Genomic DNA, 12,788 nt, shown 5'->3' on the forward strand with positions numbered 1-12,788 from the left:
CACAATAAGACATTATAGCACATCAGGGACAATAAATCAAGGGCAAAACCCGTCAAATATTGCGGTTTTGAGACCAAGAAGCAAAGAAATGGTACAATTTAACTAAATATTGCGGATTTGGTTTTGAATACTGAGCAAAATGCCGTTTTAAAAGACGAATTTGTAAATTTTCTGCACCTGCACTTTACTTTACTTTCAAAAAGTATTAAAGTATATAATGAAAAAATTGCTGATCACAGGAGGATATTACACATGAGAAAGACAGCAGGACTCTCTGTCAGAGCAGCTTCTCTCACAGCTGCCATAGCGGTTGCAGCAGGAACTTGTCTGCCGTACATAGGTTATAACAGCACTCTTACAGCCTATGCGGGGCAGCAGCTCGGACAGACAGATTTTGAAAACGGGGCAGGACTCCCGTGGCATATCGTTGAATCCGCTCCGGGAGAAATGGATTTTGATATAAGCGGCGGAGTATATACAGTCACTATCGTAAATCCCGGCGGAGCTTCAAGAGGCGGAGAGGACCGCTGGGACTGCCAGTTCAGGCACAGAGGACTGAAAATAGTATCGGGACACAAATACAAGGTCTCATACGAGATAACTCCCTCCGAAAGCGGAAAATACTACACAAAAATAGGCAACCTCGACGGAGATGTGGAGATATGGCACAACATGATGGCTGACGGCGGTCCCGATTTCAACGGCACATGGGACTGCATACAGATAAACAAGGACGAAACAAAAAAGGTAGAGCTCACATTTACCGCAGACAAGTCCCTCGATGTCGCCGAATGGGCATTCCATCTCGGCGGCAGCGGTCAGTATACCAACGGTGACTGCTTCCCTGTCGGCACAAAGATAAAGTTTGACAATATGTCCCTTATCGACCTGACAAGCGACGAAAACGACTATCCCGAAGCCGAAAAGTACGAAAGAGCCAAAATAATGACCAATCAGGTCTGTTATTTCCCGAAGAGAGCCAAAAAAGCTACTCTTCTCAGCGACTCCGACAAGGCTGTGAAGTTCGAGGTAGTTGACGGCAAGGGCAAGACCGTCTACGAGGGAAAGAGCACTCCTTTCGGAGAGGATAAGGACTCGGGCGATAAGGTACACGTTATCGACTTCACAGAGCTGAAAAGCGAGGGCACCTTCCACATTGAAGCAGAGGACGGCTCTGAAAGCCGTGATTTCGCAATATGCGGTTCTCAGCCCTACTCATTCATGCTTTATGACGCGCTGAACTACTTCTACCAGAACCGCAGCGGCATAGAGATCGAAAGCGAATATATTTCCTCGGGTGACACGGAATCTCTCGCCCGTGCGGCAGGTCATCCTAAGGATATGGCTGAAATAGAGCAGACATGGGGCTACAAGGGCAGCAGCGGCTCTATCGACGTTACGGGCGGCTGGTACGACGCAGGCGACCACGGAAAATACGTGGTGAACGGCGGCTTTTCACTGTGGCTCATGCAGAATCAGTACGAAACAGCCGTGAAGTACGGCTTTGAAAAAGCCTATGCCGACGGCACTATGCTGATCCCCGAAAACTCCAACGGTGTCCCCGACCTCCTTGACGAGGCAAGATGGGAAATGGAATGGATGCTGAAAATGATAGTTGACAGCGGCGAATACAAGGGCATGGCATATCACAAGGCTCACGACGAAAAGTGGACCGCCCTCGGCATCGCTCCTGCCGATGACGATATGAAGCGTATCGTGAAGCCGCCAACGACCGCGGCTACACTCAACCTCGCAGCCTGCGCTGCTCAGGCAAGCAGACTGTGGAAGGATATCGACAGCGATTTCGCCGACGAGTGCCTCGAAGCTGCCGAAAACGCCTTTGAGGCAGCAAAGAAGCACCCGAAAATGTTTGCTCCCCTTGACGAATCTGTAGGCGGAGGAGCTTACGGCGACAACGATGTTACCGATGAATTCTGCTGGGCAGCCATCGAGCTCTTCATCACAACAGGCAACGAGGACTACTTCGACGAAGCAGCCGAAAACAGGTTTTATCTTGACGTTCCGCTGACGCTGGGCGGCGGCGAGAGCGTTGACACGGCAGGCAGCTTCGACTGGGGAAATACAGGCGCTCTTGCAACTTTCAGCGCTGCCCTAAATCCCGACTGCTTTGACAAGACAGATAATGAGATCGTACATGAAGCTATCATTGCAGCTGCCGACCACTTCATGTCAATGGAAAAGGAACAGGGCTACGGTCTCCCTTACGGTCAGAGCACTCTCAGCTACAATGACAGCGACAAGGGCTATATATGGGGCTCAAATTCATTCGTTGCCGATAATTCAATAGTAATGGCATACGCTTATCTCCTCACGGAAGAGGATCAGTACCTCGACGGAGCTATAGGCGGTATGGACTATATCCTCGGCAGGAACGCCATGGACTACTCATATGTCACAGGCTACGGCACTCATGCCATAGAATATCCCCACCACCGCTTCTGGGCACAGCAGATCGACGCCTCCTTCCCGAAAGCTCCAAACGGAGTAATGTGCGGCGGTCCGAATTCGGGTATGCAGGATCCCTGGGTACAGGGATCGGGCTGGAAAAAGGGCGAGATCGCTCCGCAGAAGTGCTACCTTGACAATATCGAAGCATGGTCAGTAAACGAGTGTACCATCAACTGGAACGCCTCCCTTGCATGGCTCGCAGGCTTTACGGCTCAGGAAGCTACCGACGACGGAATAAAAATAACAAAGCACTCAAACGGAAAGAAAACAGAAACTACCGAAGAGGAATCTAAAACAAAGAAATCCTCGGACAATGACGAAAAAGCCACTTCCAAGGCTTCAAAGCCGAAGAATGACGACAGCGAAAAGAGCGGAAGCTCCGACGGCATAGCAAAGACCGCTCTTATTTCGGGAGCTGTGGTAATATGCCTTATCTCGCTGGAGCTCTTCATCTACAAAATGTTCAAGCTGAAGAAAAAGCAGTGATCTCATTCCCCTCTGAAAAGAGGGGAATTTTCATTTTCTTTTCACATTGGCGGGCACGCTCGGGCTTGACTTTTTCCGACATTTATAGTATAATAAAAACATCTATGGTACAGGAGTGTGTTAATTAAATGAGTAAAGGAAACGGCTTTTTCAGCAATCTGAAAAAATCCACAAAAATAACCGTTGTGTCTTGCTGCTGTTTTATAGCACTTGCGGCGGCGATCCTTACTTTCTTTGTATTTTTCCCCGTTACGCCTTCGGAAAAGGTCATCTCCAGCTTCGGACGCGAAAAGATCATCAAAGGAGACAATACTGCAACAACTGTCACAACAGCTGTTACAACTACGATAAATGACATAAAAGTGGTCAAAGGAACACGTACGACTACTGTTGCAAAGACTACAAGAACAAATTATACCATAAAGGTAACATCCGGTTCGGGCTATTTCGTGGATCAGAGGATACCTACAGGCGTTTATCCCAATGAGTACTTCGTTCCCACCACTACCACCACTGCTCTGAGTTCAGCAGCAGGCGGCACAGGTACAGGCTCGGGAAGCGGCTCGGGCGCAGGTTCGGGAAGCGGCAGCGGCTCAGGCGGCGGCTCGGGTGCAGGCTCCGGCAGCGGAAACGGTTCGGGAAGCGGCGCAGGTGCAGGTACGGGTACAGGCAGTGAAACTCCCGTAACTCCTCCCGACACAGGTTCGGGCAGCGGTACAGGTACAGGCAGCGAAACTCCCGTAACTCCTCCCGATACAGGTTCGGGCGGCGGTGCAGGTGCAGGCGGTGAAGCTCCGGTAACTCCTCCCGACACAGGTGCAGGCGGCGGTGCAGCTTCAGGCGGCGATGCACAGGCTCCCGCAGCAGAATAAAAAATAACAGGCGTAAGAAAAAAATACTTACGCCTGTTTCTATTATCACAAAGGGCGTGATATTGTATCACGCCCTTGTCTTTTTATCAGAATACCGCCTTTTTTATCATATCCAGCTCTTCAAGCGAGATACAATTTGGTATATCCTCATACTTCATTATTGAAAGCAGCTCGTCTATCTCGGCCCAGCACACTTCCGAGACCTCCGAGGACTGCAATGTAAGGTCCTCGATATTGATGCTCTCACGGCATATATACACTGCCACGAGCTCGTTATCGCGGATATCCCCCCTTGAGTACTCTGCCCTTTTCAGACCGATGAACTCAAGCTTGCTGCGTTCTATATCAAGTCCGAGCTCCTCACGCACTTCCTTGAGCGCAGTGTAGCGGAACTCATCTCCCTGCGAAACATGACCTGCTGCCGAAACGTCATAGCAGTCGGGATTTATATCCTTATCATGCGCGCGCTTCTGAAGCAGTACGAATACCCCCATATCACGACGCTTTATCATCCATATATGTACGGTCGGGTGAAGCTCGCCGTCCCTGTGGATCAGTGAACGGGGCTTGCTCTCGGGAGTTATCCTTGCACGATCGTCAATTATATTAAGGAACTCATCGGAAATGAATTCTGCCTTTATTTCGGGATCGTCCTCGGCAGCTTCCGAAAATACCGACTTTATCTCGTCGATCGTATCATTCTGGAGCTCTTCGTCGGAAATATATATCTTATATGACGCAGGAGCGCCCTTTTCGGCAACAGCTCCCGCAAGTGTGAACTTATCCTTTATATCAGGACAACCAAGTTTTTTCGCAGTCTCTTCGTAAAGCTTGTCCTCTGACGCGAGCCTGCTGAGAAAAATCTCTACATCTTCCATACATATCACCATCTACATTATATTCCCTGAAATGCCTTTATTCGGCGGTATTCATTATATACCCACAGAGCGTAAATGTCAAGTCTTTTTGCAAAATTCAGCAATAATCAGTATGTTTTCCCGTCATTTCAGCTCCGTATTGACAATGTAATTGCACGGGTATATAATATTTTTGTATAAACACAAAGGAGACCTATTGTCATGAAATTCTATATGCCCACCAGACTGTACAGTGAAAATAACTGCATCGAAAAGCACTCCGCAGAGCTTGCTTCTCTCGGAACTCATGCCCTGATAATCACGGGAAGGAGCTCCTCAAAGCGCAACGGCTCCCTCAATGACGTTATCTCTGCTCTTGAAAAGCATTCCGTAAAATATACCATATTTGACAGAACGGAGGAAAATCCCTCCGTAGAGACCGTAATGGCTGCCCATGACACAGGACTTGGATGCGGAGCTGATTTCGTTATCGGTCTCGGCGGCGGTTCGCCTCTCGACGCTGCAAAAGCCGCTGCTCTCATGATGAAAAACAAGGAAAAGCCGTGGGAGTTCATGTACGAGACTTCCCCTGCCGACGCTCTCCCCCTTGCTGCCATACCAACTACCTGCGGTACAGGCTCGGAGGTCACGGGAGTTGCCGTGCTCACACGTCACGATATGAAAACAAAGGTCTCCGCAAAGCATAAAATATTCCCTGATATCGCACTTATAGATGGGAAATACCTGCTTGATGCTCCGAGGAAGATCATAGTGAATACCGCCATAGATGCCCTCGCTCACCTTATCGAGAGTGCCATAAATACCTCTGCCGATACATACAGCGATATGATCGTTTTCGCAGGCCTCACCGACTGGGGAAAATGCCGCGCGTATATCGACGGTTCTGCGGAGCTTACTGCGGAAGCTGCACAGCTACTCATGAATACCTCGTCCCTTGCAGGTATGTCCATAGCACAGACAGGTACCACTATCCCCCATTCTCTCAGCTATATGCTCACCTACAGTGCGGGTATCCCTCACGGTGCGGCTGTAGGGGCATTTCAGAGCAAGTACCTGAAATACGCGGACACAGACAGAAAATCCGCTGTTCTCAGCGCAGTCGGATTCAAGGATACGGATGAACTTGGCAGCTTTATCTCATCTCTCGCACCTGTCACCGCAGACAGAAAGCTCCTTGAAAGCTCCGCGGAAAGCGTTCTCCGCAATCAGGCAAAGCTTGATCTCTGCCCTTACAGGATAACAGAGAGCATAATGTCCGATATCATTGATATAATTTAAAGAGTGTCAAGAAGCTCGGGAAGTTCGCTGAATTTCCCGAGCTTCGGTACTTTCTGCTTTATTTTTCCGAAGCCGTAGGAGGCATGGATAAACCCGCAGCCCGCTTTTGCGGCTGCGTCATAGTCTCCCTGTATATCGCCTATATAGTACGCTTTTTCAAGCTTGTTCCTCTTTGCAAGGAGAGCGATATTGTCACCCTTTTCCTTCAGATTGTTTCCGTAGCACTCTATATCCTCAAAGTATTTCCCGAAGCCGTAATGCTCCAGAAACGCTTCAATATATCCGCTCTGACAGTTGCTTACGATGTAGAGTGGGTATTTTTTCTTCAGACGCCCAAGCGTTTTTTCAAGGTCGGGATAAAGAACTCCTCCGTGTGCAAGGAGATACACGTTCTCATAGTAGCAGCACTTCTCAAGGAGCTCCATACGCTCCTTCTTCGGCAGGTCTCCGAAGAGGATATCCGCTATCCTGTCCATTGTGAGCCCCATTACTCCCATGATATCCTGCCTTGTTATATCGGGACGCTCATAACCGAGCGCCCTGACTTTTTCTGTCCATGAGAGCGCCACATTCTCCGAGGAGTCCCATAATGTACCGTCCATATCGAAAATAAGTCCTGTTTTCATTTACCTTCCACCATTCTTGCGTATATTTCATTAAGCTGTGCTCTGTCGTGCTTTATCTCATCGAGTATGGTTATCCTGCCCTTTCTTACAGTCCTTGCTTTCAGCCATATATCCGCGAACATCTCCTCTGTTATACCATAGGACTGAGGATTTACGTCAAGCCCGTAGGTGCGGAAGAAGCTGAGAAGTCCCTGTATGTCCTGTCCCTGGAAAATGCAGGCAGGAAGGGTTCCGAGGGCAACTCCGAGACCGTGGGATATCTTTATATCGGGATAGTATTCCTCGATAGCATGGGCAAAAAGATGCTCACTTCCGCTGCACGGTCTTGACGAGCCTGCTATCTCCATGGCAAGTCCGCCCATAACGAGGGCTCTTGAAAGTATCCTTATGAAAACGCGGCTCTTCATGTTTTTTTCATCGCAGTGATATACGGAATCATAGCTCATTCTGCTCAGCGCATAGGCAAAGTCGTCCACCTGCGTTGAGGTCTTTGAAGCCGAGAGCTTCCAGTCGTAGAGAGCCGTGTGCTTTGCGATAGTGTCACCGATGCCCGATAGCGTCTGCCCTTCGGGAGCGTTGATTATCATATTCGTATCTACTATTATAGCCGTCGGTATCTTGCAGGACAGTGTCATACGGGCACTTCCGCTCGTTTCAAGCACGGAAAACGGCGAAGCAAGCGAGTCATTACTCAGAGATGTGGGCATACAGATATAGACCGCCTTGCTGATATGGGCTGCATATTTGGCAGTATCAAGAACTCTTCCGCCGCCTATCCCGATTATGACCTTTATTTCCTCAACGCAGACCTTTTTCGCAATGGCTACAGCCTCGTCGAAGCTGGCGCTCTTCATGGCGACTATCTCGGCATCTCCGAAATCATGGCTGATATCGGTTATTTTGTCCTTGTATATCCCTATAAGGAATTCCTCGGAAACAACGATAGTTTTCTGACCTATAATGTCGGGGATGTACCTCTTTATTATCTCGTCCGAATGAAAAAAAGCGTCCTCCTCCACTGCAAGGCAGATGGGGAGATTGAATCTTGTATGCTGGTTCATTGATTCCACCTCATTTGCATTTAATTTACGGCATTATTGCCTTGTCACAAACATTATACCATAAATTCTCTTTTTTTACAACTGTATGACCTGTTTTAGGCACTGAAAACTCAGTTTCAGGACTGACAATGATATTCCTCAAATACTAATTAACAAATGCAAAACGGTTAGTACAAAATAACTTTAATTGACTTTAAGGGCAAAAAGTTATATAATGATAACATAAGAAAGGTTTGCAAAGAATTGGAAAGAAGGAATAATATGACACTTAAGGAACTGAAAGCAGGTCAGAGTGCCGTTATCGAGGCAGTCGGCGGAGAGGGCGCTCTCAGGCAGCATTTCCTTGACATGGGCGTTATCCCGGGTGCTGAGGTCACCATGCTTAAGCTCGCTCCCATGGGCGATCCAATGGAGCTTCAGATACACGGATACTCCCTTACACTTCGGCTTGCTGACGCAGACAGGATAGAGATAACTCCCCTCAGCGAAAAATCAGCTGTTGCGGCTCAGAAAAAGAAAAAGTCAAAATCCCACCACCCCGGACTCGGCGAGGGCGGTATCTTCCACGCAAAGGGTGACGGTGATCCGCTTCCCGACGATGAACAGCTCACATTTGCACTTGTCGGCAATCAGAACTGCGGCAAGACCACCCTGTTCAACCGACTGACTGGCTCAAATCAGCACGTGGGAAACTTCCCCGGTGTCACGGTAGACAGAAAGGACGGTCCAATAAAGGGCTATCCGAATACCCTTGTCACCGACCTCCCGGGTATATACTCAATGTCGCCATACAGCAGCGAGGAGATAGTTTCGAGGAACTTCGTCCTTGACAACAAGCCCCGTGCTATCATAAACATCGTTGACGCCATGAATATAGAGCGAAACCTCTACCTCACCATGCAGCTGCTTGAAATGAATATCCCCATGGTAGTTGCACTGAACATGATGGACGAGGTAAGCGGAAACGGCGGCTCTGTGGATATAAACTCTATGGAACAGCTCCTCGGAGTGCCTGTAGTTCCCATATCGGCTTCAAAGAACAAGGGCGTTGACGAGCTCATAGACCACGCTCTGCATATAGCTCACTATCAGGAGCGCCCACTTCAGCAGGATCTCTGCGACGAGCGCCACAAAAACGGCGCGGTACACCGCTGTCTCCACGGAATAATCGCTCTCATAGACGACCACGCAAAGTCTGCGGGGATACCAGTAAGATTTGCCGCAAGCAAGCTCGTTGAGGGAGACAAGCTCATACTCAGGCAGCTTCAGCTCGACGAAAACGAACAGGAAATGCTGGAGCATATCATCAGTCAGATGGAAAAGGAACGCGGTCTTGACAGAAGCGCTGCTGTCGCGGATATGCGCTTTGCTTTCATACGCAGGATATGCGACGAGACTGTTATCAAGCCCCACGAGAGCAAGGAGACCATAAGGAGCCGCAGGATAGACAAGCTGCTCACGGGAAAGTTCACGGCGATACCCGCTTTTATTGCAATAATGATCCTTGTCTTCCTGCTTACCTTCAACGTCATAGGCGCATGGCTGCAGGGACTTCTCGAAAATGGCGTTGATCTGCTCACTAAGGCTGCAGACAGCGCACTTGTGGAACTCGGCATAAACGAAACTATCCACAGCCTTGTCATTGACGGAATTTTCGCAGGCGTGGGAAGCGTTCTGAGCTTCCTCCCCGTTATCGTGACACTTTTCTTCTTCCTGTCTCTCCTTGAGGACAGCGGGTATATCGCAAGAGTTGCCTTCGTCATGGACAAGCTCCTGCGTAAGATAGGTCTTTCGGGCAGAAGCATCGTTCCTCTGCTCATAGGCTTCGGCTGCACTGTTCCTGCGGTAATGTCCACAAGGACTCTCCCCAGCGAGCGCGACCGTAAGATGACCATACTCCTCACCCCATTCGTGAGCTGTACAGCTAAGCTGCCTATCTACGCTTTTTTTGTCAGTGCATTCTTCCCGAAGCGCGGCGGACTTATCATGGCAGGGCTTTACATACTCGGCATACTCATGGGCATTGTCACGGCTCTGCTTTACAGAAAGACTATCTTCCGCGGTGAAGCCGTACCCTTTGTCATGGAGCTCCCCAACTACCGTATGCCCAGCTTCAGGAACGTAGTTCAGCTCCTGTGGGAAAAGGCAAAGGACTTCCTGCAAAGAGCCTTCTCCGTCATACTCATAGCAACGGTCGTTGTGTGGTTCATGCAGAACTTCGATTTCGGCTTCAACATGGTCAAAGATTCGGAGAACAGCATCCTCGCCTCTGTAGCAGGACTTTTAGAGCCCGTATTCCGACCTGTGGGACTTGGGAACTGGCGTATAGTCACCTCTCTCATTACAGGCTTTATGGCTAAGGAAAGCGTAGTTTCCACTCTCGAAGTACTCTTCGGCGGAAACGTGGGAGCTGCCCTTACAACAGCGGGAGCGGCTTCCCTTCTTGTTTTCAGCCTGCTCTATACCCCCTGTGTTGCTGCAATTGCCGCAGTAAAGCGCGAACTCGGCAAAAAGTGGGCTTTCACTATGGTAATATTCCAATGTACCGTGGCATGGGCGGCTGCTCTTGTCATTAAGTTCATATGTCTCTGCTTAGGAGTGAACTGATATGAATATTTACGATATCATAATACTGGTCTGCATCGCCGCAGGACTGTTCCTTGCAGTGCGGAGCACACTGAAACAAAAGGGAAAAGGCGGCTGCTGCGGGAATTGCAGCACCTGCCATCAGTGTAAGAGCTGTACCAAATGAGTACAGCTCTTATGTTAAATAAATAAAATTATTATCAGACTCTTGAAATGAGCAGAAATATGTGTTAAAATATTATTTAGATTTGTCCCAATAGCTCAGTAGGATAGAGCGACTGCCTCCTAAGCAGTAGGCCGGAGGTTCGACTCCTCTTTGGGACGCTCTTTGAACCACGTTTCGGCGTGGTTTTTTATTTATGCCGTTTATTCGCATCGGCATTTTTGCGTGAAGCGACTTTTCTGCGGCAATGTGAGTATACTTGATTATCTAATGATTGACTTTGAAAAACAACTGTGTTATAATAGGAAGGTAAAAAATAAATCCAATGGAGGTCTCTCAAATGGGAATGTTTGACAAGCTTATAGCAAATCTTAAATCCAGCAAGAAAACCATCGTATTCACTGAGGGCAGCGATCCGCGTATCCTTTCCGCAGCTGACAGACTTATCAAGGAAAACCTCATGGGCGTTATCCTCTGCGGAAACGTTGACGAGGTAAAGGCTGCTGCGAAGAACGGCGGTTTCAATATCGACAGCGCTGAGATACTCGACCCTGCTACATATCCCGAAATGGATGCTCTCGTTGCTCAGATGTTCGAGCTCAGAAAGGGCAAGATGTCAGAGGACGAGTGCCGTGCAGCTCTTGCAAAGTCCAACTACTTCGGAACAATGCTCGTAAAGGCAGGCAAGGCAGACGCTCTCCTCGGCGGTGCTACATACTCTACAGCAGATACAGTAAGACCTGCTCTCCAGATCATCAAGACAAAGAAGGGTTCTAATCTTGTAAGCTCTTCATTCATACTCTTCCGCGAGAAGGACGGCAAGGAAGAAAAGATCGCTATGGGCGACTGCGCTATCAACCTCAGCTATGAGGATACAGTTGACAAGGAAGGCAATGTTGTTCTCACAGGCGCAAGAAAGCTCGCAGAGGTTGCTGTTGAGACTGCAAAGACTGCTGATTTCTTCGGTATAGATCCTAAGGTAGCTGTTCTCAGCTTCTCCACATACGGTTCGGGCAAGGGCGGCACAGTTCAGCTCAGCCACGACGCTGTTATCGAAGCAAGAAATATCGACCCCAACCTTGTTATCGACGGTGAGTTCCAGTTTGACGCTGCTGTTTCGGCAGAGGTCGCAAAGACAAAGTGCCCCGACTCAAAGGTTGCAGGACAGGCAAATACATTTATCTTCCCGCTCATCGAAGCAGGAAATATCGGCTACAAGATAGCTCAGAGACTTGGCGGCTACGAGGCTTACGGTCCTATCCTTCAGGGACTTAACGCTCCTATCAACGACCTCTCAAGAGGCTGCAACGCTGACGAAGTATATAAAATGGCCATCATCACAGCAGGTATGGCTTGATCAATGCTTAATTAATAAAACGGGACTGCATTCGCTGCAGTCCCGTTTACTGTTATAACGGATCTTTTCTTGCGGCTATCATGCGCTGTATCTCCCGTATAGAGCAGCGGTAATCGCCGTCGCCGCTGCGCTTGTATGTGCCTGTGAAAGGGCTGCCGTTTATATATACGGGCTTTTGCGAGACAGAAGCCTTTGGAACAACGATCGAAATTATATGCTTTCCGTTTATTTCCCTTATCTTTACGTCTTCCTCGCTCAGTATATTCACGCTTACCTTACGGGGATCGTTTATGATGTCCCAGAAATCCTTCACGAGCCAATCGGGATCGGGCAGGTCTACCGCATGGAGCGACTTATCACTGTATTCTTCAACGCCCAGAAGGATTATGCCACCAAGAGTATTTGCAAAAGCCGAATATGTCTCCCACAGACTTACAGGAAGTCCGCCTATAGCCTTTTTGGCTTCTATCCTGTTGTTTTCCCTGTACTTTTCAAGATGTCCGAGGTCTATCATATCCGCACTCCTTTCGCATTCCTTAACTTCATTATATACATTATCTGCCTCAAAGTCAAGCATATTGCCTTCTATTTTGGGTAAAAACTGCCATAAAAAATATCATTTGACATCATTTACCATTTATTATATCAAGAAGGAGTTTATTCAATACTTAAAAGATTTGCAGCAGCTGTCAGTACTTTTCTATCAGTGTCGTCAATTCTTCCATGAACAGTAAACGCCTCATATGACAGCCGTGAAAAACTCACTCCGCATATCTTTGCTGAAAAACGCTACCGATACAGCAGCGATAACTGCCGCAGAAGCGGCTAAAACAGGAAGATACTCATTTGAAGTGTCTTCCTGTTTTGTTTATTTTAAAGCTGACCGTCAGTTCATGAGCGGAGCTATATCCGAAAGATAAATAAGAATTTTTTAGTTAAATATCAAAAATAGTAAAAAGGGCTTGACAAGCAGAATTATATTTGATACAATATAATTGTAAACAATGCATAT

General features: G+C 48.2%; 10 protein-coding genes and 1 tRNA gene. 7 read left to right on the plus strand and 4 right to left on the minus strand.

Annotation, left to right across the window (positions count from 1 at the left end; translation table 11 throughout):
- Positions 1-252 precede the first annotated feature (252 nt).
- Positions 253-2,955, plus strand: a complete 2,703-nt coding sequence (locus tag Q0R37_RS01940; protein ID WP_294750523.1) for a glycoside hydrolase family 9 protein — start codon at positions 253-255, stop codon at positions 2,953-2,955.
- A 128-nt stretch (positions 2,956-3,083) separates the two neighbouring features.
- Positions 3,084-3,827: a hypothetical protein gene (locus tag Q0R37_RS01945; protein ID WP_294750525.1), complete on the plus strand. Its 744-nt coding sequence runs from the start codon at positions 3,084-3,086 to the stop codon at positions 3,825-3,827.
- Between the two features lie 86 nt (positions 3,828-3,913).
- Here Q0R37_RS01945 and Q0R37_RS01950 read toward each other — a convergent pair whose 3' ends face one another.
- Positions 3,914-4,705, minus strand: coding sequence for an NUDIX domain-containing protein (locus Q0R37_RS01950; protein ID WP_294750527.1), 792 nt, complete (start codon positions 4,703-4,705; stop codon positions 3,914-3,916).
- A gap of 201 nt (positions 4,706-4,906) precedes the next feature.
- Here Q0R37_RS01950 and Q0R37_RS01955 point away from each other — a divergent pair, with 201 nt between their 5' ends.
- The gene (locus Q0R37_RS01955) at positions 4,907-5,983 is read left to right on the plus strand and encodes an iron-containing alcohol dehydrogenase family protein (protein ID WP_294750529.1); all 1,077 of its coding nucleotides are present in this window, start codon (positions 4,907-4,909) and stop codon (positions 5,981-5,983) included.
- Here Q0R37_RS01955 and Q0R37_RS01960 read toward each other — a convergent pair.
- Together Q0R37_RS01960 and Q0R37_RS01965 are read right to left on the minus strand one after the other, a co-directional pair.
- Entirely contained in the window at positions 5,980-6,609 is a 630-nt protein-coding gene (locus tag Q0R37_RS01960) for an HAD family hydrolase (RefSeq protein ID WP_294750531.1), read from the minus strand. The genes Q0R37_RS01955 and Q0R37_RS01960 overlap by 4 nt on opposite strands.
- A complete protein-coding gene (locus Q0R37_RS01965; protein ID WP_294750533.1) occupies positions 6,606-7,670 on the minus strand; it encodes an iron-containing alcohol dehydrogenase family protein in 1,065 nt (354 codons plus the stop codon). The genes Q0R37_RS01960 and Q0R37_RS01965 overlap by 4 nt, the downstream gene beginning before the upstream one ends.
- Positions 7,671-7,931: 261 nt before the next feature.
- On the opposite strand from Q0R37_RS01965, the gene feoB reads away from it, so the two are divergent.
- The 4 genes from feoB (at position 7,932) to pta (ending at position 11,776) form a co-directional block, all read left to right on the plus strand.
- Positions 7,932-10,277, plus strand: a complete 2,346-nt coding sequence (feoB, locus tag Q0R37_RS01970) for a ferrous iron transport protein B (protein ID WP_294750535.1) — start codon at positions 7,932-7,934, stop codon at positions 10,275-10,277.
- Position 10,278: 1 nt separating this feature from the next.
- Positions 10,279-10,422 (plus strand): FeoB-associated Cys-rich membrane protein, encoded by a 144-nt coding sequence (locus Q0R37_RS01975; protein WP_294750536.1) that lies wholly within the window; start codon positions 10,279-10,281, stop codon positions 10,420-10,422.
- A gap of 84 nt (positions 10,423-10,506) precedes the next feature.
- Positions 10,507-10,580 (plus strand) — tRNA-Arg (locus Q0R37_RS01980).
- A gap of 179 nt (positions 10,581-10,759) precedes the next feature.
- A complete protein-coding gene (pta, locus tag Q0R37_RS01985; RefSeq protein ID WP_294750537.1) occupies positions 10,760-11,776 on the plus strand; it encodes a phosphate acetyltransferase in 1,017 nt (338 codons plus the stop codon).
- A 52-nt stretch (positions 11,777-11,828) separates the two neighbouring features.
- Here pta and Q0R37_RS01990 read toward each other — a convergent pair whose 3' ends face one another.
- On the minus strand, positions 11,829-12,353 hold the full coding sequence (locus Q0R37_RS01990; protein WP_294750539.1) for an ATP-binding protein: 525 nt from the start codon (positions 12,351-12,353) through the stop codon (positions 11,829-11,831).
- Positions 12,354-12,788: the final 435 nt, after the last annotated feature.

The sequence above is a fragment of the uncultured Ruminococcus sp. genome, from assembly GCF_946415235.1.
Lineage (GTDB): Bacteria > Bacillota > Clostridia > Oscillospirales > Ruminococcaceae > Ruminococcus.